The 22,355-nt window shown below is 37.4% G+C and carries 20 protein-coding genes; 1 reads left to right on the forward strand and 19 read right to left on the reverse strand.

From position 1 onward, the window contains the following. Positions 1–218: 218 nt before the first annotated feature. The 18 genes from MHH51_RS16780 to MHH51_RS16865 all read right to left on the reverse strand — a co-directional run bounded on the left by MHH51_RS16780 (position 219) and on the right by MHH51_RS16865 (position 19,128). On the reverse strand, positions 219–1,013 hold the full coding sequence (locus MHH51_RS16780) for a formyltransferase family protein (protein WP_339282563.1): 795 nt from the start codon (positions 1,011–1,013) through the stop codon (positions 219–221). Beyond that, entirely contained in the window at positions 1,014–1,649 is a 636-nt protein-coding gene (locus MHH51_RS16785) for a sugar transferase (RefSeq protein ID WP_339286315.1), read from the reverse strand. 15 nt (positions 1,650–1,664) lie between these two features. Beyond that, positions 1,665–2,729, reverse strand: coding sequence for a UDP-glucose 4-epimerase GalE (gene galE, locus MHH51_RS16790; RefSeq protein WP_339282564.1), 1,065 nt, complete (start codon positions 2,727–2,729; stop codon positions 1,665–1,667). A gap of 16 nt (positions 2,730–2,745) precedes the next feature. After that, positions 2,746–3,828: an EpsG family protein gene (locus MHH51_RS16795; protein WP_147211668.1), complete on the reverse strand. Its 1,083-nt coding sequence runs from the start codon at positions 3,826–3,828 to the stop codon at positions 2,746–2,748. A 23-nt stretch (positions 3,829–3,851) separates the two neighbouring features. Next, a complete protein-coding gene (locus MHH51_RS16800) occupies positions 3,852–4,742 on the reverse strand; it encodes a glycosyltransferase family 2 protein (RefSeq protein ID WP_156988509.1) in 891 nt (296 codons plus the stop codon). A 1-nt stretch (position 4,743) separates the two neighbouring features. Beyond that, positions 4,744–5,856, reverse strand: a complete 1,113-nt coding sequence (locus MHH51_RS16805; RefSeq protein ID WP_147211670.1) for a glycosyltransferase family 1 protein — start codon at positions 5,854–5,856, stop codon at positions 4,744–4,746. Further along, complete coding sequence (locus MHH51_RS16810) at positions 5,841–6,995, reverse strand: glycosyltransferase family 4 protein (RefSeq protein ID WP_339282565.1); 1,155 nt, start codon at positions 6,993–6,995, stop codon at positions 5,841–5,843. The genes MHH51_RS16805 and MHH51_RS16810 overlap by 16 nt, the downstream gene beginning before the upstream one ends. Before the next feature lie 75 nt (positions 6,996–7,070). Continuing rightward, complete coding sequence (locus tag MHH51_RS16815) at positions 7,071–8,894, reverse strand: nucleoside-diphosphate sugar epimerase/dehydratase (protein WP_339282566.1); 1,824 nt, start codon at positions 8,892–8,894, stop codon at positions 7,071–7,073. A gap of 269 nt (positions 8,895–9,163) precedes the next feature. Beyond that, positions 9,164–9,811 carry a CpsD/CapB family tyrosine-protein kinase gene (locus tag MHH51_RS16820; protein ID WP_246145198.1) on the reverse strand — a complete coding sequence of 216 codons (648 nt, stop codon included), beginning with the start codon at positions 9,809–9,811 and terminating at the stop codon, positions 9,164–9,166. Next, entirely contained in the window at positions 9,792–10,532 is a 741-nt protein-coding gene (locus MHH51_RS16825) for a Wzz/FepE/Etk N-terminal domain-containing protein (RefSeq protein ID WP_339282567.1), read from the reverse strand. Before MHH51_RS16825 ends, MHH51_RS16820 begins: the two co-directional genes overlap by 20 nt. Before the next feature lie 530 nt (positions 10,533–11,062). Further along, the gene (locus tag MHH51_RS16830) at positions 11,063–11,974 is read right to left on the reverse strand and encodes an alpha/beta hydrolase (protein WP_147211675.1); all 912 of its coding nucleotides are present in this window, start codon (positions 11,972–11,974) and stop codon (positions 11,063–11,065) included. Between the two features lie 56 nt (positions 11,975–12,030). Beyond that, positions 12,031–13,101, reverse strand: a complete 1,071-nt coding sequence (locus MHH51_RS16835) for a tartrate dehydrogenase (RefSeq protein ID WP_147211697.1) — start codon at positions 13,099–13,101, stop codon at positions 12,031–12,033. 192 nt (positions 13,102–13,293) lie between these two features. Continuing rightward, a complete protein-coding gene (locus MHH51_RS16840) occupies positions 13,294–14,976 on the reverse strand; it encodes an SLC13 family permease (RefSeq protein ID WP_147211676.1) in 1,683 nt (560 codons plus the stop codon). A 98-nt stretch (positions 14,977–15,074) separates the two neighbouring features. Next, positions 15,075–15,773, reverse strand: a complete 699-nt coding sequence (locus MHH51_RS16845; RefSeq protein ID WP_156988501.1) for a response regulator — start codon at positions 15,771–15,773, stop codon at positions 15,075–15,077. Continuing rightward, the gene (locus tag MHH51_RS16850; protein ID WP_156988499.1) at positions 15,770–17,383 is read right to left on the reverse strand and encodes an ATP-binding protein; all 1,614 of its coding nucleotides are present in this window, start codon (positions 17,381–17,383) and stop codon (positions 15,770–15,772) included. The genes MHH51_RS16845 and MHH51_RS16850 overlap by 4 nt, the downstream gene beginning before the upstream one ends. Before the next feature lie 285 nt (positions 17,384–17,668). Beyond that, complete coding sequence (locus tag MHH51_RS16855; protein ID WP_339282568.1) at positions 17,669–18,406, reverse strand: hypothetical protein; 738 nt, start codon at positions 18,404–18,406, stop codon at positions 17,669–17,671. Positions 18,407–18,483: 77 nt separating this feature from the next. After that, entirely contained in the window at positions 18,484–18,930 is a 447-nt protein-coding gene (locus tag MHH51_RS16860; RefSeq protein WP_339282569.1) for a hypothetical protein, read from the reverse strand. Positions 18,931–18,987: 57 nt separating this feature from the next. Further along, the gene (locus tag MHH51_RS16865) at positions 18,988–19,128 is read right to left on the reverse strand and encodes a hypothetical protein (RefSeq protein WP_156988494.1); all 141 of its coding nucleotides are present in this window, start codon (positions 19,126–19,128) and stop codon (positions 18,988–18,990) included. A gap of 286 nt (positions 19,129–19,414) precedes the next feature. Here MHH51_RS16865 and MHH51_RS16870 point away from each other — a divergent pair, with 286 nt between their 5' ends. Beyond that, positions 19,415–19,822 carry a hypothetical protein gene (locus tag MHH51_RS16870; protein ID WP_147211681.1) on the forward strand — a complete coding sequence of 136 codons (408 nt, stop codon included), beginning with the start codon at positions 19,415–19,417 and terminating at the stop codon, positions 19,820–19,822. A gap of 129 nt (positions 19,823–19,951) precedes the next feature. On the opposite strand, the gene MHH51_RS16875 is transcribed toward MHH51_RS16870, so the two are convergent. Continuing rightward, positions 19,952–22,264 (reverse strand): polyprenyl synthetase family protein, encoded by a 2,313-nt coding sequence (locus tag MHH51_RS16875; protein WP_339282570.1) that lies wholly within the window; start codon positions 22,262–22,264, stop codon positions 19,952–19,954. Between the last annotated feature and the right edge of the window lie 91 nt (positions 22,265–22,355).

The raw sequence follows: 22,355 nt of genomic DNA on the forward strand, positions 1-22,355 counted from the left end.
GAGCGAAGGGAAGTCGACTCCTGCGGGAAAAGCAACAGGTGAAGACCCCGCAGGAAGTGGTCTTCTTCCGAGGAGACTGAGGCGTTGCCCGCGGAAAGCGACTTCCTGGGACTGCGATTACTCGTCCCATCGAAAACCGTCGTAGCGGACATCTCCTTGGCAAGAACACCAATGTTTTAAAGATCAAGTGATTTTCTTGGTTTTTCTTACAACCTTTATTAATTCTTTACAAGATTTCTTTCGGAAGTTACAACATTTGCGGTGCTATCTTTGTTCATTAGCTGTTTCAGGATAAAATCGTTAATTAACGTATATTTTTTTCCTTCTACTTCAATAAAGGCACCATTGTATGGCGGGAACCAAAAGGCTCTGATTTTTAAATCTATATCATCCTTGATTAAATCAATTTCTTTCATTTCCTCCATTTCAACTCTGGTAATATATCTTCCCTGTTTAGCATTCTGTTTGACTGAGGCCAGCCGTCCTTGGGATATAACATCTAAAAGTACACTTTTATATAGTTCTACCTGAATTTCCTGTGTCTTCTTTTCTAAGCTTGCTGCTGTCTCCATTCGATAATCAAAATTAAATTTAAAAGTACGTATAATACTGCCAGTATCTATTCCACTATCTACGTAATGTGCAGTAGCACCCCACCTTGGAAGTTTATTTAAGATTGCCATATTATACCCGGCTGTTCCCCGCCATTCAGGTAATAAAGCTGGATGAAAATTAATGCAGCCATATGACGGCCCGCTGATTAACGGTTCCTTTATCTTTTTCCAAAACAGATAAGAAATAATCAAATCAATTTGGTGATCTGGCTCATATAGGATATTTTCTGCCTCTTCCATTGAAATAATAGGAATTCTTAATTCAGAAGCTTTTTGAGCAGTTGGTGAATTAGGAAAATGTGAATCGGTAACAACTGCTGCAATTTCCACCCCTTGGCTTAACGTCCACTCTATGAGCTCTGCTGCATATTTTTTTCTTCCCATAAAAATTATTTTCATTTATACATCCTCCGGATCTCCTGTGAAATATTGAACAGTTGCTTGTTCTTCCTGATGAATACCTTCTTTTATGAGGATTTTATTTATCGTTATCAGAATAATTTTCCAATCCCCTAAAAAGCTGATATTCTCTATATACTCCACATCGAGTTGAAATTTATCCTCCCAGCTGATTGCATTTCTTCCATTGATTTGAGCCAAGCCGGACAATCCCGGCCGTACTTCATGGCGTCGTTTCTGGTGTGGGTTATACAAAGGTAAATACTGCACCAATAAAGGCCTTGGACCGATAATCGACATATCGCCTTTTACGATATTAAAAAGCTCCGGCAGTTCATCAAGAGATGTAGATCTGAGTAATCTGCCAAACCTGGGCAGTCTGTCATGATCAGGAAGCAGATTCCCATTTCCATCCTTCTCCTCCGTCATCGTTCTGAACTTATACATCCAAAAGATTTCTTCATGAAGTCCAGGTCTTTTTTGCTTAAACAAAACTGGACTGCCAAGTTTCGCTTTAACTAGAACAGCTATTATTAATAACAGCGGACTGAGAATAATAATAGCTATTGAAGCTAATATGACATCCATCGGTCTCTTTACATATTTTCTGTACATACCATCCCTGCGAATTTTCATTTTATTCACCATAATCTATCCATAAAAAACACCGATGTCTGCCTCCACCGGTGTTTTATGATTACTTATAAAGCTGTATCCATCAGGATTATTTTTCTGCCATCGCCATGTATCTGCACACATTTTTTCTATTCCCCTCATCGCCACCCAATTTAAATGATTCTGTGCTTTCGCCGGATCCGCATAACAGGTACTGATATCACCCGGTCTGCGATGTACAAATTTATAAGGAATCCGGATTCCAGAAACTTTTTCAAAAGCTTTTATTACCTCAAGAACACTGTGTCCTTTCCCTGTTCCTAAATTATAAGCTTCTGCTCCTATTCCTTTTTGAACTTGTTCTAATGCCCGTAAATGCCCGACTGCCAGATCAACTACGTGAATATAATCTCTGATACCTGTGCCATCTTCTGTAGAATAGTTATTTCCGAATACTTCGAGCTGCTCTCTTTTCCCGACTGCAATTTGTGAAATATACGGCATCAGATTATTGGGCACCCCACCCGGATCCTCACCAATAAGACCGCTGGCATGTGCTCCAATCGGATTAAAGTATCGCAATAAGGCAATACTCCAGAGCGGATCGGAATAAGCCATATCTTTTAATATTTCTTCTATCATTTGTTTTGTTCGGCCGTATGGATTTGTTGCTTCCAGTTTCGTATCCTCCGTTACAGGAACTTTTTCAGGGTTACCATACACTGTTGCCGAGGAGCTGAATACAAGATTTTTCACGGAAAATTGCTGCATCACTTCAAATAATAGGAGACTGCCCAGGACATTATTTTGATAATATTGCAATGGAACAGATATGGATTCCCCTACCGCTTTTAAACCTGCAAGATGAATAACAGCATCTATTTGATTCTCAGAGAATACCTTTCCCACATTCTCTTTATCCAAAAGGTCTATTTGATATATTTTAAGCTCTCTTCCTGTTATTTCTTTTATTCTTTGTAATGCTATTGGGCTGCTATTTGAGAAATTATCCAGAACAATAACGTCATAACCTTCGTTTATCAGCTCTACACATGTATGGCTTCCAATATAACCGGCACCGCCAGTCACAAGAACTTCCATTTGTTTCCCTCCCTCGTCACAAGGTTAAAAAATCGCTTACATAATTTATTTTTAACGTAATGACAGCTTCATAATAGTAGAATGCAAAATAACTGATGATCAGAATCAAATAAATAATTTTCTGATCCTTCTCTCTAAATAGCTTAGGCAGCCAGGAAATAAGAATAAGCTGATAAAGCTGAAAATAGATTGATACCCTGGCAAAAATCCACTCTTGTGTTGAAAAAACCATAAACACCAATCCGACCAGAGACATATTTACAATAAAATCACTATCAGAAAAGATCTTTTGAAGCTTCTTTCTTCCTAAAAACGCAACAAAAAGAGGGCTTGCTTCCACTACAACCCTGATAATATTAGCCCCGCCTTCCGCAAATTCATCGTAGGCGCTATACTGTGAATCCTCCAATGCTGTAAATAATAAAGCCGTAAATTGTTCATATCCAAGTACCACAATTACTGAAAATGAAATAAAGACAATTGCCGTTTTAGACCAAGCTTTAAATCTTACCAGAAAGTACATTGGAAGCAGTATTAACGCACTTTGGTGAAAGAATGAAGCAAAAATAACAATAAGTGCATACCTAAAAAAACTGCCGTCGATTAAAAATTTAATTGCCGTAAATGCAATTGCTGCGGCCAGCAGTTGTCTCATACCATTCATCGAAACTAAAAATAGTCCTCCTGTTATATATACATATAAACTTAATTCCACCAGCCTGGAATATTTGTATAAAACAAGGACAATAAGAAGATTGGTTATCAGCGCTGTAATCAAAATCAGCATCTGTGAATCAGCTGATATATAGTTTTTTATAATCATTTGCAGGATACCAAACCCAATATCTTTTTCAGAGGTAATATACTCCCAGGTAAAATCGTTCTTTTCAAATATATTTCGATAATTAAATGTATCCCCTATTCCGGCACGAAGGCCTGAAACCAGTATAAGTGACAGGAGAGCTCCAAATACGAGCAGTTTATTGGGTTTTATATGAATAGTTAAACCTGAATTTGTTATCGGCACGAGTTTTGCAAAATATCTTGCAGATAAAGCACAGAGAAAAACAATAGCAAGATTGATCCAGAGTAAAGTCATTTGCTATATCCTTTCCGCTAAAATTACACGTTCACTCTCCTGTTTTTTGATAAAACATATAAATATAATAAAAATCCTAAAGGAAAAGCCAAGGCTGTAAGTATTTTTTCCGGCGTTTCTTTGATAAATGCTCCGTTTTTGCTGATTAAATTACTGGATACATAATGGATTGCCTGTCTGAATTTAAATGCTGTATCAGCAAAGGGCAGCTTCATCAGCTCCTTACGGTAGAAGGAAAAGCCTAGCGGGTTATTATGATATTGTTTCAGCATATTTCTCGATGAGCCATCTGCAAGATACTCCACATGACAGATGACTTCATTCATTAATAGCAATTCATAATCTTTATCGAGCATATAGTATTTATATGCCAGTCCTACATATTTCTCACTTTCAAAAATAGGGTACGGATATTTTTTAGTTAATGCTGTGCGGTAAACCAGCTTTTTATCTCCTGTTACTCCATGCTTATAATATAAATCAAATAAGGTAGCCTGCTTGAGATGCTTTGGAAGTGTTGTTCCAAGGATTTGATTATCCTTATCAGCATCTAGTCCGACCAGTCCACTGATTTTTTCATTACCATGAGCCGCCCAAAAGGCGAGGATTTTTTCTACTGCATCGTCTGGCATATAATCATCGGAATCAATACACACATTTAATTCTGTATCTATTTTTTCATATGCTGTATTATGCGCTCCGTGCATTCCCTGATTTTTCTGCCAGCAATAATTTATTTCCACTTTCTCTTCCTCCTGCCATGTCTCAATCAGTTCCTTCGTATTATCTGTTGAGCCGTCATCGATCACTAACCAGATAAAATCTTTACACGTTTGTCTTTTTAAACTCTCATAGCAATGATGCAGACAGTAGGCTCTGTTAAAAGCAGGAGTAAAAATAGTAAGCTTCTTCATATTACCTCCCTCCCACCGATAAATACTTTGCTTGGAGGTCTGCAGCTGTATACTTGATATCATACCCTTTCGTTACCAGGTGTTCCTTTACAATTTCTCTGGAAGGAGGTTCTTTTTTTAATTCCTTGACCTTTCGTATCCACAAATCTTTATCGGATATGGATAATCGATGGATCAGCCCTAAGTTCATATCCACTTCCTCTGTAATAGAATCAGATATAATACATGGCAGTCCGGAGGCTTGAGCCTCAACAAGTGTAACTGGTAATCCTTCAAAAAAAGATGGAAATATAAAGAGATCGAACATCTGCAGCAAGTCGGAAATATCATCTCTTACCCCGAGAAATTTTATTTTTTTATCCAGTTTCAGCTCTTTAACTTTTCTCTCCATTTCCTTTCTGGAAGGGCCGTCCCCAACGAATACAAGATGCAAATTTTCCATTTCTTTATTTAAAATATAAAATAGATTGATGATAAATTTATGATTCTTTTGTTCATGAAATCTGCCAACATGACCAAGAACGAATGCCTCTTCCGTAATATTGAATGCATCCCTTAATAAGCTTCCTTTTATATTTGAATATTTAAATTTATCTATCTCAATACCATTGTTCAAAATAAATGTCTGCTTCGCTTCAGATATAAACATCCATTCTGCTGCTGCTTGTGAACATGCATATAGGTGTGTCGCATTTGGTCTGATAAATGTTCCGGCATACCACTTATACATTTTTATAAATAAATGCCCTTCACTTTGTGTGTTATGACTATGTGCAATCCGAACTGGAATACCGGCTTTTTTTGCTGCCCGTATAACAAATCCGCTCATTTTATCCATATGGGAATGAATAATCTTATACGTTTTATGCTCCGTAAAGAATGTATTTAATGCCTGCAGATAACCGAAGTGTCCTGCTTCTGTAAGATAGGGGATTCGATAAATTTTTCCGCCCATCGCTTCAATTTCTTTATCAAACAGTCCCGCTTTACAGGTAAGGAAATCAAATTGAACTTTTTCTCTGTTTATATTTCTGTACAGATTCATAATGAGGGTTTCTGCACCGCCATGATTCATGTTAACCACTGCATGTAATACTCTTAATGGACTGCCCAATGAACTTCCCCCCATTTCTCCATATGTTTTTCATAAATTTTTCTTTTTTCCATAAGTATTTTATCTACTGTATAGGATGATACAATCTTTTCCCTGGCGCACTTTCCAAGCGTAAGTCCAGGTTCAGCCATATTGGAGACTTGTATTAATTTGTTGGCAAACTTAACAGCATTTGGATTTGAGATAATCCAGCCATGCTTTTCATTTTCGATAAGTTCCCGGTGCCCCCGGTTATCTACTGCTACAACCGGTAAACCACAAGCCATTGCCTCCATCATATTAACTGGCAATCCTTCCCTTAAGCTGGATGCCACTCCTATATCACACATCGGGAGAATTTGCTCAATATCTTTTCGAAATCCGAGAAAATCAACCATCCCACTGACGCCCAATTGATGTGCCAGCTGCTGACAGCTTTTTAATAATGCCCCTTTCCCGGCAAGTAAAAGCTTTGTATTTGGAACTTTATCCTTTAACAAAGCTAAAGCATGCAATAGTAATTGCTGGTTTTTATTTTTATTAAATTCTGCTGCATAAAATAATAAAAAGTCATCGGCTTTATAACCAAATGACTTTCTTAATTCTCTCTTTTTCTGTTCATGTACAGGCTTATATTTCTCTATATCTATGCCGACCCCGTGTACATGTTCAATAGACCCCGCTTTAAAATTATGTGTTCTTGCTAAATGATAATCCTCCTGATTAATCAGTATCAGTGTATCCGTATACCTTGACAGCATCCTTTCTATTGGATAATAAAACAGCCAATTTTGTAAGGGTGCCCCTTTGCAAAAATGAAAGCCATGCGCTGTATAGATAACCTTTGTTCCCCTTTTCCTTGTTTCCTTGGCAGCCAGCCTGGCAAGTACCCCTCCAAATGGTGTGTGACAGTGAATTATTGAATAGCTATTTTGATTAATGATTCTTTTTAGTTGTTTATATGCTTTCATATTTGATGGATGAAAAGGGGAACGCTGAATCAAAATTTTAAATTGTTTATCTGTATATGGTAAATTAATATTTCCCGCTGCAGCCACATGAACTTCCCAGCCCTGTTTTTGAAACCAATTCATATATGGTAAATGGAAAGCTTTAAAATGATAATCTACTGTAGCACAAAATAGTATCTTCTTAGACAATTAAAGCTCACCCCTTTCGTTTTTTAGCCCATCTTCTTCTATGTTCAAACAAATATCCTCTTAATACTTTATTTTTTATATACTCACTGCCTGCAGTTCCTTCATGACTACATTATTTGCTACGTTCAATAACCGCTCTCTCAGTGCATCAGAATCTATGTCTTCAAATATTGTAATAATCTCATCGATTTCATTTATATAGATATTTGTTGGCTTACCTACATATATTTTGGGGTATACCTGGTTGTTATGCACTTCATTCTCCTGAAGTAATTCTTCATAAAGCTTTTCACCAGGACGAATCCCCGTGTATTTAATCTCTATATCATCTAGAGAATAGCCGGACAGCTTGATAAGATTTTTGGCAAGATCGATTATTTTTATCGGATCTCCCATATCCAGAACGAATATCTCTCCGCCATTTGCTAAAGCTCCTGCTTGAATAACAAGTCGGGATGCTTCTGGAATCGTCATAAAATAACGGACCATTTCCGGGTGTGTTACCGTCACTGGTCCAGCATTTTTGATTTGCTTTTTAAATAAGGGGATCACACTTCCACGGCTGCCCAGAACATTTCCAAACCGGACTGCTGCGAACTTTGTATTACTCTGCCTGTCCATAGCTTGAACAATCATTTCAGCTAATCGTTTGGATGCGCCCATTACGCTGGTCGGGTTTACTGCTTTATCCGTCGATATCATGACAAAAATACCAACATTGTTTTTACTAGCTGCTTCAGCAACATTTCTTGTCCCGATAATATTATTTTTCACAGCCTCTTCCGGATTACGCTCCATTAACGGCACATGTTTATGAGCAGCAGCATGATAGACAACATCAGGCTTATACTTGTGCATAATATACAGCATTTTTTTTGCGTCTTGGATATCTGCTATTTCCGTTATAAACTCCATTTCACTACCGTGATATACATCCCTGAGCTCCATTTCTATAGAGTAAATACTATTTTCACCATGTCCCAGTAAAATTAACTGAGCTGGTTTGAAATTTGCAACCTGTCTCGAAATTTCAGAGCCAATCGATCCTCCTGCACCAGTAACCAGGACAATCTTATTTGAAATATAATCTGAAATACTTTCCATGTCCATTTCTACCTGGTCTCTGCCAAGTAAATCCTTTACTTGAACATCTCTGAATTCATTAATAGAAATTTTCCCGGTGATTAAGTCTTCCAAGTGAGGCAAAGCCTGTGTTTTTGCCTGTGTTTTTGCACATTCCTGGAATATTGTATTTAATTCTTTCCTGCTTAAAGACGGTATAGAGATAATAATATGTTCAATTTTATATTTCTCCACGATACTTTCTATTTGATTTACACCGCCGACAACAGGCAGCCCTAAAATATCAAGATGTTGTTTTTTGGGGCTATCATCAATAAAAGCAACTGCCCGTAAACTTCCTTCATTCTTCTTTAACAGCTGTCTGGCAACCATTGTTCCAGCTGAACCGGCTCCAACTATCAATGTACGGATTTTGTTTTCTGATTTATTCAGGATAGTATCGCGGTATATCCTCCAGACTAAACGGGAGCCGCCAATGAAGAATAGATGAAGAAGCCCGGCTACAACAAATAATTTCCAGGACAGTTCCTGTATAAATATATAATGAACAAGGATTGCCGTCAGTATAGAATAAGTAACTATTTTTAAAATAATTAATAACTCCTGAATACTCGTATATTCCCAATGCTTTTTATAAAGTTTATATTTTATTGAGAACAAGTGATGTGATAATAATATAGCAAGACTGCCTATTAACATTGAGATATTTAGCTGAGGAGTTGAAGAACTTAATAGAGACATACCAAAGTAAATTGCTGATAGCACAATGCAGGAATCAACAATAATAAATAAGGATATTCGCTGTCGATGTGTCATTATCTGCTCCTCCTTTCTTTTGTATATACATGATGACTATTTATCACGAAAAACGGATGTAAAACTCCCACTAAATCATGTTTCATTATATGTATATATTTGGGCATCTAACCCGCCCTCACACTATACTATTGACAACGAACGCGTCTAAGGTTGATTCAACCCACAGCATAGCCGAGTGCCTACATTGATAACGGTAAGTATGACATCACCGATATAATTCTCATCAATATATTCTTTATAACGAACAAAGTAATAAAAAAATATAATTAGTTTAAAATAGCACCAATTAAATTTGCGTTTGCCAAATCGAGTACCCGTTTTGTTTTTACAGCTTTTTCAGTTTCTGTTTTTCCCCGTTTTAATACGAGAACAACCCCTTCACACTGGTTGGCAATTACCCTTGTTTCGGTTGTTTGTAATACAGAAGGCGAATCAATCAGAACCATATCATATTGGCTGTCCAGTTTACTTAATAATTTTTTCATAGCGTTGCTTTCAAGAACTTCTGCTGGATTGAAAACTTCAGGACCTGCTGTGATGATATCTAAATGTGGAACGTCAGTACGGTAAATGGTTTCTTCTAATTTTGACAGTCCTTTAAGAATATTGGATAAACCATTTGAATTTGGCATTCTAAAAGTTGTGTGCAAAATAGGACTTCTTAAATTTGCATCAATGAGCAGAACTTTTTCATTCTGCCTGGCCATCGACACTGCTAAATTAGCAGTAGCTGTTGATTTCCCTTCTCCATCCTCGGGCGAGGTAATTAGTAAAATAGAATTTTTCTTTTTCTCCCGCAAAAATTGTATATTTGATCGTATTGCCCGGAATTGATCCGATATGGTGGAATCTGGATTGGAATAAGCCAGTAAATGCAGTTTATTTATGTTATGGTTATGTATTTTGTTTAACACCAACTTTTCTCCCCTTTATCAGCTTTATTTTCCGACTTTTTTTCTTGGCTGCAAATTTTCTTTTATTCATATTGGATATCGTACCTAAAACTGGAACTCCTAATAACGCCTCGACATCGCTTTCCTTTCTTATTTTTACATCCAGTGAATCTAAGAGAAAAACAAATCCGGTTCCAATGATAAGTCCGAATACAAAAGTGATGATTGTTAAATTGCTGGATGTTTGATTAATTGGAGCGGCACCGGGTTTTGCCTCTGATAACAGCTGTACTTCATTAAACCCTAATATATTCCCTATTTCCTTTTTATACGTTGTGGCTGTTGCATTTGCAATTTGAGCTGCTATCTCTGGATTCGAATCCGTTACGGTTATTTGTACTACCTGTGATTCATCCACTTGAGAAACGGTAATTTGATCTGCCATTGCATTAACTGATCTTTCTAATTGTAATTGTTCGCCAACTCCTTCCATGACAATCGGGTCCTTTATCATAACCATGAGTGTATTCATATCCTCACTGCCGGACCCCAGAATCATTCTGGTAGATGTCTCGTAAATAGGTGCTTTATCATGGTTACTGAAATAGTAGCCGGTCAGTGTGCTGATAATCGTAATAATGATAATAATCCAAAATCTTTTTTTAATTAAAATAAAATACTGTTTCAGATCAATCTCTTTTATATTTTTTTGTTCATCATAGCTATGAAAATTATTATTCATTGGAATCACCCCTAACCTTTTTTTCATATTATAATTTAACGTTCTTTATAAAGAACGTAATGTCCAAAAAAATTTATCTGCTTGTATAATTTATATATTAGTTCTTTATAAAGAACATGTCAACAGGAAATACAAATAAATTATCTTTTTTAGCTCATACTAATCAAAAAGGAGGTATTTTAATGAGTGTAGATAAAGGTAAAAAGAAAAAGAAGAAAAGTAAAGAAGAATTAAATGCCATGAAGGGCGGCAAAGAAAGACATCGCAGAAATCGTTCTTAGGTTCGGTTATAAATCACTGATATAGCTGTTGACGCCCGGCGGTTAAAAGTGAAAACCCCGGGCGTTTCACATTATTATAGTTAGATTTCCAGCATTAAAAATATAAAGACAGGTTCTGAAAAGGCAGCAAATTATTGTTCACTTAAAATGAACGCTACAACTAAGAGGAAATATTTTTAATCCATTTATAAAGAAGTTTCATATGCCTGGCGACAAGGTGAAACCCTTTATCAGCTTCACTCGCTCACATTACCCCCTCTGATTCTCTCTGATAAATTTCAAAATATACTCAGAAACAGGCTCCGGTTGCTCTTCTGGAACATAGTGTCCGCAATTTCCGAGCTGCTTTCCCTGAACATCAAGAGCTGCTTCTTTCCATATATCAAGCACTGGCTGGCCGGCAAGGTTGCCATTTTCTCCCCATAATAAAAAGGTGGGTGTTTTTAATAGCTTGCCAGCGGCATTCTCTGCTCTATATTGCGGTAAATCAACCTCGTGTGTGGCCCGGTAATCACTCAGTGCAGCCCGGTACGTTTCTGGCTGTTTCCATACACGCAGGTAATCTTCCCACGAACCATCTGATTTAAGAAGGGATAGGAGCCCTGGAGCACGTCTGAACAGAAATTCAAGATATATTTCCTCTTTTCCCTGTATAAGTGCTTCCGGCAGATCAGGAACAAGGTGAAATGTCCAGTGCCAATATTTCTTAGCCGCTTCTGAGGCTGTTAATTTATCATAAAGATATTCCATTGGAAGAATATCAATGAGTCCGATACCAGCAACCTTATCAGGATAGTCTAACGCAAATCTCCTCGCAACCCTGGCACCACGATCATGCCCCACTAAAGTTACATTTTCCAGGTTAAGATGTTTGATTAATTCATGGATATCAGAAGCCATTGTTGACTTATCATAGCCTTTTGTTCCAGCCGGCTTATCTGAGTCACCATAACCGCGCAAATCAACAGCTATAACGAGATGTTCCTTCATAAGATGGGGTATCACATAACGCCAGGTTAACCAGCTTTGAGGAAACCCATGCAATAAAATAACAGGCTTGGACGAATTTGTTCCTGCCTCTACATAATGCAGATTGATATTATTAACCTTTGCCCATCCATGTTTGAATTCTGATGAATTAAGTTCTGATTTATCACCCATTATTTAGCCTCCTGTTTAGAACTTAGTACGTATATGATAAAAGCAACAGTATGTTTTTATCCTTTTTTATCAATCTTTTTCAGCTCGTTAATAATTTCATCTGTAACTTCTTTTGTGCTATGCTTCCCGCCAAGGTCAGCTGTTAAGAAGCCATCACCTGTTACACTTTCAATTACATCTAATAATGTATTTCCAAGCTCTTCTTCTCCAAAATGATCTAACATCATTTTGGCAGTCCATATTTGACCAATTGGGTTAGCGATTCCTTTTCCGACAATATCTGGTGCTGAACCATGAACCGGTTCAAACATCGATGGATATTTCCCATTCACATTAATATTTGCGGATGGTGCGATGCCAATACTGCCCATAATTCCAGCGCCCAGATCCGACAAAATATCTCCAAATAAATTGCTTGCTACAATAACGTCAAACCTTTCAGGGTGTGTCACAAAGAATGCCGATAATGCATCAATATGCTGCGAATCAGTACTAATTTCAGGATGCCCCTTTGATACATCTTCAAATACACTATCCCAAAATGGCATAGAATAAGTAATTCCGTTTGATTTTGTCGCACTTGTTACACGTTTTTTCCGTTTAGAGGCCAAATGAAAGGCATGCTGCATTGCTCTTTCCGTCCCTTTTCTTGAAAAAACAGCATTTTGGATTGCTAATTCATCTTCTCCTCTGTAAATTTTTCCTCCAATCTCGCTATATTCCCCTTCACTATTCTCACGAACGATAATCAAATCAAAGTCTTTCGCGTTCGCAAGTGGAGATTTTACTCCTTTCATGACTTTTGCAGGACGAATATTAATCACTTGTTCAAATTCACGACGGATTTTAATAAGAAGTCCCCATAAAGACACATGGTCAGGAACAAGTTTTATATTTCCAACAGCCCCCAGAAAAATGCCGTCAAAATCCTGCAGTCTTTCCATACCGTCATCAGGCATCATTTGATTATGTTCCAGGTAATATTCACAGCTCCAGGGGAATTCGGTAAATTCAAATTTTAATCCGCCATGAATAGCGGCTATCGTGTTCAAGACCTCTGTTGCTGCAGGGACAACTTCCTTCCCAATGCCGTCTCCGGGTATATTGGCAATCGTTATCTTTTTCATCATGAATCTCCTCACAATTACAAATTTTTATTTAACGCTGCAGGTTGCACATCTTAAAAACACTTATTTTAGTAAAAATCGCACCCACTCGTCTTTTGAATGAATGCGTTTTTTTAAGTGTTCCTTAAACTGTCAGCTCCTAAGGATATTTCCAACTTATTTTACTGAATTTCTTTTTCTTATCTACTTCATCTACTTAAATTCTCCGGGAAGAATAGATAAATTAATTCCCCAAACTATTGGAACAAGGTAATAGACAGCTAATACAATAATCATTGTTGCTACCACATTGATCCAGAACCCAGCTTTAACCATCTCGATAATCTTCAGCTTACCTGTACCAAAAATAATGGCATTTGGTGGTGTTCCGACCGGGAGCATAAATGCACAATTTGCTGCCATTGCACAAGGAATCATCAATGCAAATGGATGAATATTTAAAGCAACTGCTAATGCACCTACTACCGGTAAAATCATCGTCGCTGTTGCCGTATTTGATGTAATTTCAGTTAATGCCATAATCAGCAGGGTAGCTGCCGAAATAATGATAAGTAAATGTAATCCATCCAGAACGGTCAGCTGCTGCCCCAGCCAGTCAGATAAACCTGTCTGTGTAAATCCTACCGCAATCGCCAGACCGCCTCCAAAAAGTAATAGTACACCCCAGGGTATATCACGCGAATCTTTCCATGACAGGACACGGGGTTCTCTTTTAGCTGGAATACCAAATAACATTACTGCCGCAATTACTGCAATCATTCCGTCCGAAATTCCTGGAATATAAAAAATTAAACCGTCTTCTGACCAAAAAAATTCTCTGGAAATCCACATAAATGCTGCAAAAAGAAAGACAAATGCTACTATTTTCTCTTCATAAGCCACCTTACCCAGCTTATGTCTCTCATTCTGAATTAACTCTTTCCCGCCGGGCAGCTCCTTGATCGTTGTCTTAAACGCAATTCTTCCTAAGTATAACCAAGTAAAGAAAAGCATAAATATAACCACAGGAACTGCAAAAAGCATCCATGTTGCAAAAGAAAGATTCACGTCAAATAATGTCTTAAGCTGTCCTGCCAGAATAATATTTGGAGGTGTACCAATCAATGTCCCTAAACCGCCAATGGTTCCAGCATATCCAATACCAAAAATAAGGGACTTTTCAAACTTTGGCAATTCCTTTTCCTCTGGTGTTCCCTTTAAAACACTTGCTACCTGAGCAATAATTGCTAATCCCATTGGTATCATCATCATAACTGCAGCTGTATTTGACACCCACATGGAGATAAAGCCGGTCGCTAACATAAATCCAAGTAAAATTCGCTGTACACTTGTTCCAATTACTGAAATAATAAAAAGGGCCACACGCTTATGCAAGTTCCATTTTTCCATAGCTGTTGCAATAAAAAAACCGCCTAAGAATAGAAAAATGATATCATCACCATATGCTGAAGCTACATCTCCACCTTCCAATGCGCCTGTCATTGGCAGCAGTATCAACGGCAGAAGTGAAGTAGCCGGAATCGGCAGCGCTTCTGTAACCCACCATGTTGCAATCCATAATGTCGAAGCAAGAACAGCTTTTCCTTCAGGTGACAGTCCCTCCGGATGGAAAAAAAACATTGTCAACACAAATAATAATGGTCCTAAAATCAAACCTATAAGCTGTGGTTTCGCATAAGGCGCTTTAGGCGGCTCGTTTCCTGATTTTCCAGATTGTCCCTGGCCTGCGCTATTTGTTGCAGAAGCTTGCCTACGTTTATCCACATCTTTTTCTTTTTCAGCAACATTTTTATGAATGGCAAAAATGTTTAATAAATTCTTTGTACGTTTATGCTGCTTCCAAAGTTCCTGCCATGCCGAAGTTACATAGTTCATGAATCAAACTCCCTCCCGTTTTGAAAACGCTTACTAAAAACTCACTCCTATTTTCGACTATTTTATTTTGTTTGTATATATTTTTTAACTAATCGAAACTAAAATTGTTGGAGATTGTCTTTTCCTGCCCGGGAGAGTTTATATTGCTGCAGCGGACGTCCGAAACTATGATACATCACATTTTTTTCAAGCAGCTTCTTTTCCTCAAAAAAACGTAAATATTTACGTAAAGAAACATGTGAAATTTTTGCATAGGAGCTCAAATCTGCCGCCGACAGCCAATCCTCATGCTCCACCATTACCGCTAGAATATTTCGGCATGTTTCTTTTGTAATTCCTTTTGGCAAGTCCTCCGGCTTTAAAACAGGCTTTTCACGCGGATGAAATAAACGATCTACCTCTGCCTGATGGACCTTTCCTTCTGCCAATCGTACTGTTTGCTTATAACGTAAGAGGGATTCTTGGAAACGCTCAAAGGTAAATGGTTTCAAAAGATAGTCCACCACACCATATCGATAGCCTGTTTTTAATGATTGCTGGTCATTGGCGGAGGTGATTAAAATAACATCTACATTTATTTCTTCCAAGCGGATTTGCTTTAATAAATCCAGCCCATTTTTTTGCTGTAAGTAGACATCAAGTAAAATTAAATCAATATCGGGCTGTCTCGCCAGCCTAATACCTTCTTCAATTGTTTCCACACTTCCAACACAGCAAAAACCATCTATTTTTTCAATATACTTCTGATGAAATTTAGAAATAAGCGGCTCATCTTCAATAATAGCTATACGTATCATTTTGAATTATTCCTCTCTTCATCATTATGTTCATATGGCACCTTAATTTGTAAACATGTACCTGCACCGATTTTAGATTGAATATGATAGGTTCCATTTCCTGCTTTAATCGCATTAATCATAATCGTCATCCCATATCCACGATTCAATCCTTTTGTCGAATAACCTTTCTCTAGTATAGAGGGTAAGTTCTCAACATTAAAACCCGCTCCATTATCACGAATTTCATAGAATAACGCTTCACCAAAAACATCAAAAACCAGCGTAATCTTTTTTTCCTTCTGTCCAACCATTGCATCGACTGCGTTTTCCAGACTGTTTCCTATAATCGTAATCCAACGGTCAACAGCAGTTGGATCAGAAAGACTTGGCCATTTGTTCTCCCCCTGGATATCTACATCAATTTGAAGCTGTTCTAGCCGTTCTAATTTAGTTAAAAGATACCCGGCAATAGCAACATCATCGATATGAGCGGAAATCATTCCAGTCTCCCGCTGATAAATCTGCGAAAGGCTGTCCACATATTCCGCAAGCTCCTCATAGGACTCTGTATAAACCATTGCACCGATAATATGAAGCTTATTCATAAACTCATGCGTCTGCATCCGCAGCGTATGTGCATAGGACTCCACTCCGGACAGCTTCTTCATAATGGCATCCAGTTCATTTCGATCTCTAAAAGTAACAAGCGCGCCGACACCATTTTTATCCACTTTAAAGGAAACACTATTCGTAATCATTTCTGCATTACCAAAGCGGACAGATTTATCATAGACTGCTTTTTCACCGTTTAATAATACCTCCAGCGAAAGCTCCGGCCAGACATTTATTATCTTTTCACCAATAATATTTCCATGATAGCCTGCCCGTTCCAGCATAAATCCTGACGATGGATTAGCAATAATAATTTGATGATCTGCATTAATGGCAATAACTCCTTCACTCACGCTGTCCAGCATTGCTTCCCGTTCTTCTATCATATAGGCAATTTCCTGAGGCTCCAGGTCAAACAATGTTTTCTTCAGCCTTCTTGCTAGAAAATAGGAACCTGTCAAACCGAGACCAAGGCTTAAAACAGTTCCTAAAATAGTGATTTTCAAGCTATCCCACACAGCCTGATTAATTACCTTGGTTGAAATTCCTACAGAAATCGCACCAATCTGCGTTCCCTCTTGATTATAAACTGGTTCAAAAGCCCGCATGGATGGGCCCAGCGTACCAACAGCCTCAGAGGTATAGCGCTGTCCTTCAAGCACCGCGTCTACATCTCCTCCAACAAAATGTTCTCCAATCCGTTCAGGAACAGGGTGCATCAGGCGGATTCCTTTCATATCCATCAGCACAATATATTGTAAATCATTACTCTCACGTACTTCAGCGGCGATGGAACGGAGACTCTCACCAGCTTCCCCTTTTTCAAGTGCATCAACAACAATAGGCATACGGGCAAAATGACTTGCACTTAAACTCGCTTTATCCGCAAGCGCTTCCTTTGTTTCTGACGCCTGATTATATCCAATAAGTATTCCTGTAACAAGCAGCGTAAAGCAGATTAATCCACTGGTGAACAGCATCATTTGGAGCATTAGTGGCAGGTCTTTTTTTCGCATGTCTGTTCACCCTCCTCCCAGTCAGACAAAAGCTGCTCCCTTGCAGAAATTCTATCCATATTAAAGAGCCAAACCTTCAAATCACTCTTAAATAACTGTTCGTAATATTTAGTATGTATGGAAAAATAATAACATAGAATCGCAGGGTAATGCATAAACTGCTGAAGTTTGCTGTTCTTTTTGGTAAAATTTCATACTCTATCAAAGATTGAGTAAGGTATAATTCTTTTTTATGTTAATATAGCAGCGAAACTGTCATTATTATATTTTCATCGTTTGCATCTGCTAGTAGTTTATCTCATATACATACCATGAGATTTCTGCTTCATTCGTACCTTTTGATCCCGTTGAAAGTTTTCTGGTTTCTTCTTCCCTTATAATAATTCGCAGGTCATAATCCACAAAAAGATCTCCATAGCTCTCTTTATCAGAGCCTTCTATTTCTTGTGTCTCGCTAATCTCAATACTTACCATTTCAGCAAAATTCTTTCCCAGCTCCTCAATTTCTTCTATAGAATCAGCCCGTTCTACTACAAAATGTAAGGTAATCCGCTTCGGCTTCTCTTCTATTTTAATAACCGCATATTCGACCACATCATATACTGCTGCAAATTCCTGTTCAACAGGATAGACCTCTGCTTCAGATACTTCCACCTCTTTATGGAATAGCTCTTCCGAATATTCCAGGATAAGTGCTGCCGAAAACATGACGATAAATGCTAATACGCTTTCTATTTTCTTATTATTAATAAATATTTCGATTAATCTCATGATAATTAAACTAAAAGCAAAAATCATCGTGACATAGATATCTTGAATTAAATAGTGCATCCCAGCTATAAATAGGAGAAATAAGATCGGGTTCACCCATGCATTTGATAAAAATTTGCTTAACAGCTTACCGGCTGCAACTATCCCAGCAATCAGCAGAAAATATTTCCATCCTCCTATTAATATAAATCCCACAAGTAAAATCAGTACTATTGGGATGACTGTTCCATATAAAGAAATTTTCCCCATCATTACTTTTTTCTCCTTACTGCTTGTTCGAAATGATTTAAAAAGATAACTATTTGATTGTGTATGTAATTTAATTTTTCTTATTGTTTAAATTCTACTGATTCCATAATTTCCAGTACTTCTTTCTCTAACGCATCTAAGTCAAGATTATTTTCATAGTCTGTAACAATGTTATAATTATAAGTAACGGCTTGAACTGCGTTATTTGATTGAATAATCCCTATATAACTATACGCTATTCCTTCTCCATCTCGTGTAACATATTCTGTTGTGGCATAATGAATGGTTTTATCTTCGTATTCCATCACTTCATATTTACCATCGTAGTGCGTATGACCTCTCATAATATTTTTGAATCTATTTACATCTCCGCCTAAATCTCCATAATCATAGATTAAACGTACATGATATAAATATTCTTTCTCCTTAGAATCTCCTCCATAACTAATCCTTTCAATAGCTCCTATATCTGTGGTTGTCATATCATACCGTATTTTACTTAACTCTGCATCCTCTGGATATAACATCTTATATTCTCCTGTTTTTGACTGCATTAAATAATACCCTTCCTTTACCGGTTCCGTCTATACCATAAATTCCCGAGTAAATTCATCCTGAAATGACGTTACATCTGGTAAATCTTTTGGATTCATTTCAGAAATTTCTTTTTTATTACAGCCTGCCAATACCAGACTAGTAAAGAACAAAAATATCTGTGACAGCATAGTCCCTGCTTCTCGAAGCTGGAGAGTTTAATTCCATACTCATATATTTTGCTATCTAAATCATAATTGTTCAAAATGGATTGCTCTAACCCATATCCCTCTCTTCTTTTCTAAATAAGATATTATCCCGAATTCTCAATGGGAAGCACTACTGAATCTTAAAAATTCAAGTAATGATTATATATAATAGTTTTATCTCTATATTTCCTTGTTTCAGATGAATGCATTACTTATAATTAAAGAGAGGCTAATCAACGGCATTTCTTATAAGGGGGTAAATTTACATATGACAAGTAAATTAAGCAAGACAGTAATCATTTTATTTGGGCTTATTCTATTAGCAAGCTGTAAACCATCAGATAAGTACGCCGGTGATTGGTATGCGCTTTCTGATACAGGCGAAAATGTAATGCTTCACTTTTCCGAAGAAAAAATCTTAACAATTACTGATGAAAGCGGCAATGAAGAAACATTTGAAATCAATCAAAATGTAGCTGGAGTTATGAATTCTACCAGATACTATCGAGTGGAAGTTGATGGAGCCAACCATTATGTTATTTTTGAGGATAAAGATGATGAAAGCAACGCTAATTTTGTTAAACAAACTAACTATGCAGACGATTTTGAAGATATGGCAGGAGAAATCATATATACAATGAATCGTGATGACTACCCAAGGGAATTTGGCTTGTAATGAAATTTAGACTGGTAAGGAGAGATTGAACATCTTTACCAGTCTATAAAAATACCAATTATTAAATGTACTAGTGATAAGTATAAAACAGAATGTGATATTTAACCGGATTTACTTAAACTATCAAAATCAATGATCACGTAATATCAAATAGTCTAACAGCTGATAAAAGAAGGGAATGCCCGGAAGCTTTGCTAATTCTTTTCTCGCTTCCAGGTAGTGTTTCCACATTTCCTTCTGCGCCTCTTCTTTTCCCAAAATAGAAACAAAGGTCGAGCTATTGTTCCGTTGATCCTGGCCTGGATGTTTACCTAACAGCCTCGCATCACCTGTTATATCCAATAAATCATCCTTAATTTGAAAGGCAATCCCCGCGTGATAAGCTAACTCCTTAACGGCCTGCTTACGCTCATCGGACTCTCCGGCAATAATAAGCGGCATCATCAGCGCTGCTTCAAATCCGAGGCTGGTCTTATAAACCGATAATTGCCTTAACTCGCTGAGTGCTAAGGAGCTTCCTTTAGCATGCAGATCAAAGAATTGGCCCTGACACATTTTTTGCGTTGTCCGGGTGGAGTAAGCAATAAGCTCCAAAAGCCGATTGGGATCTTGATGCTTGATAACAGCCTGTTCCTCTACTGCACGCTGTGTTAACCAGAGCCCGGTCAGTTCAGCTGTTGCATGGTTATACTTTTCATGTAATGTCTGCTTGCCCCTTCTTGCAGAAGCATTATCCTGGGATGGCAAATCATCAAAAATTAGGGAGGCTGTATGCATAAATTCTACTGATTTTGCTAATGGCAAGATTAAATTATCGGGAAGCTGAAGCCCTTCTTTTGCCATGATCCATGTCATAATCGGGCGTAAACGCTTGGCATTGCCTGACAGGCTGTAGTTTGCTGCTTCTTTTAATGCATTTCCCTTCGATTCAAAGGTAAGGTGCTCTTCAAGTTGTTCTTTTATATCTTTCATTTTAGATACGAACTGTATCTTTAATTGCTTATTTTGTTTTAATGTATCTAAAAATTGATCGCGAATCCATTTATCAAAGAATGCCACATTGTGACTGCGGTTTACTATTTTTTCTAAAGCTTTGTCAAAATCCGCATCAAAGGAAAATTGCTCTTTGAAAGCCTGATAACGTTCTTTTCCTAATCTTGCCTTCAGACGCTTCAGACCATTAATCGCCCGGTCCAAAATAATATCTCTTATCTCTGTCTTTCCCGGATAAAGCGTATGGATAAAGTAATAAATAACGGACCAATACATGGCAAAGGGATTTATTAAGCCTGTATCCTGTTTACTATACGTAACAAAATACGTGTATGGCGTTACATTATTATTTGCAAGATCTTCCTCTAAATCTGTTAAATCATCAGCAAGCTGGTTATATATCCCATAATAAAACATATTTGTTTCTATATTTTCGACCTCTGAAAAAGGTTTAAAAGAACGGATAATCAGCCTTGAGGAAGCTGATTTTAAAATAACGGATGTATACAGTTCTTCATTTGTATAATTGTTATTATCTAACCGCTTTTGCCGGTCCAGTTCCTGTGCTTCGAAAAATAAATAAGCATTTTCCAGGAAAATCTGTCTATTTTCTTCCGGCTGACATGACTTTAAATAATGAAATGCTTCTGACAGTTCCTCGTGCACTGTAGAAATGAAATCCCAATGCTTATTCTGCCAGTCATCCGCTTTTACTGGAAGCACTTCCCCTGTTAATAATGTTTGCCGGATAAAATAAGCAAAGGACTTCTTCTCAGCTGCTGTTAACATATCCGCATCGAGAACATCATCAATCAATGGATATGTCAAACCATAATAATAGCCTGTACGAACAGCCTGATCTAACAGCTTCCTTCTTGTTTCTTTGGACAGCTCGTCATCCAATTCTTCAAATTCATGCATGACGATCCCGGCTATAATTTTCATTATTTTTCTTTTCGCTTCATTTTTATCTAATCCATCAGGAAGTATTGCTGAAACATGCTTCAGTTTATCGGATACCCAAAAGAAAACCTCTTCCAATGATTCTTTTTCTGCCATTTGATACAGCTCTGTAACATGGAAAGGTACTTGCTGTTCCTTACTATTCAAATAATTTTTAACACCTTCTGTAACAACAGCTATTCTTTTCTGCATTGCTTCCGAAGTAATATCTCTGCCAAGGTCGCGAAAATAGATATATGAAATACTACGCTCCAAATAGGAATCAAGCTGACCCGTTTTTGTAAGCTGGGAAATAAATGTTTTGCCCGGCTGATGCTTCCAATTATCGATATTTATCCAGTTTCTCTTTTTCGTCTGTTGATAATTATGAAGTGTCTCTATCAAGTTTGAAGCAAAGTCCTCTTGCTGTATTTGAGCTTGCAAGGCTTGAAAATACCCTTTTGCCTGCTCCTGCTTTATCTGAAAATAATCTTTATCCATTAACATGCTCCGCCCTCATTTTTTTCTAAGTAATTAAGTATATCATGAAGCCGGACTTTTAATTACTGATTGCGCAAAAAATTAACGGGAACTTTAC

The organism is Oceanobacillus sp. FSL K6-3682, assembly GCF_037976165.1.
Taxonomy (GTDB): domain Bacteria; phylum Bacillota; class Bacilli; order Bacillales; family Amphibacillaceae; genus Oceanobacillus; species Oceanobacillus sojae.

What these genes read in the sequence shown, in the direction of transcription:
- MHH51_RS16780 (WP_339282563.1), bottom strand. Translation starts at nt 1,013, where the DNA reads ATGAAAATAATTTTTATGGGAAGAAAAAAATATGCAGCAGAGCTCATA.
- MHH51_RS16785 (WP_339286315.1), bottom strand. Translation starts at nt 1,649, where the DNA reads ATGAAAATTCGCAGGGATGGTATGTACAGAAAATATGTAAAGAGACCG.
- galE (WP_339282564.1), bottom strand. Translation starts at nt 2,729, where the DNA reads ATGGAAGTTCTTGTGACTGGCGGTGCCGGTTATATTGGAAGCCATACA.
- MHH51_RS16795 (WP_147211668.1), bottom strand. Translation starts at nt 3,828, where the DNA reads ATGACTTTACTCTGGATCAATCTTGCTATTGTTTTTCTCTGTGCTTTA.
- MHH51_RS16800 (WP_156988509.1), bottom strand. Translation starts at nt 4,742, where the DNA reads ATGAAGAAGCTTACTATTTTTACTCCTGCTTTTAACAGAGCCTACTGT.
- MHH51_RS16815 (WP_339282566.1), bottom strand. Translation starts at nt 8,894, where the DNA reads ATGACACATCGACAGCGAATATCCTTATTTATTATTGTTGATTCCTGC.
- MHH51_RS16825 (WP_339282567.1), bottom strand. Translation starts at nt 10,532, where the DNA reads ATGAATAATAATTTTCATAGCTATGATGAACAAAAAAATATAAAAGAG.
- MHH51_RS16830 (WP_147211675.1), bottom strand. Translation starts at nt 11,974, where the DNA reads ATGGGTGATAAATCAGAACTTAATTCATCAGAATTCAAACATGGATGG.
- MHH51_RS16835 (WP_147211697.1), bottom strand. Translation starts at nt 13,101, where the DNA reads ATGAAAAAGATAACGATTGCCAATATACCCGGAGACGGCATTGGGAAG.
- MHH51_RS16840 (WP_147211676.1), bottom strand. Translation starts at nt 14,976, where the DNA reads ATGAACTATGTAACTTCGGCATGGCAGGAACTTTGGAAGCAGCATAAA.
- MHH51_RS16845 (WP_156988501.1), bottom strand. Translation starts at nt 15,773, where the DNA reads ATGATACGTATAGCTATTATTGAAGATGAGCCGCTTATTTCTAAATTT.
- MHH51_RS16850 (WP_156988499.1), bottom strand. Translation starts at nt 17,383, where the DNA reads ATGCGAAAAAAAGACCTGCCACTAATGCTCCAAATGATGCTGTTCACC.
- MHH51_RS16855 (WP_339282568.1), bottom strand. Translation starts at nt 18,406, where the DNA reads ATGATGGGGAAAATTTCTTTATATGGAACAGTCATCCCAATAGTACTG.
- MHH51_RS16860 (WP_339282569.1), bottom strand. Translation starts at nt 18,930, where the DNA reads ATGTTATATCCAGAGGATGCAGAGTTAAGTAAAATACGGTATGATATG.
- MHH51_RS16865 (WP_156988494.1), bottom strand. Translation starts at nt 19,128, where the DNA reads ATGCTGTCACAGATATTTTTGTTCTTTACTAGTCTGGTATTGGCAGGC.
- MHH51_RS16870 (WP_147211681.1), top strand. Translation starts at nt 19,415, where the DNA reads ATGACAAGTAAATTAAGCAAGACAGTAATCATTTTATTTGGGCTTATT.
- MHH51_RS16875 (WP_339282570.1), bottom strand. Translation starts at nt 22,264, where the DNA reads ATGTTAATGGATAAAGATTATTTTCAGATAAAGCAGGAGCAGGCAAAA.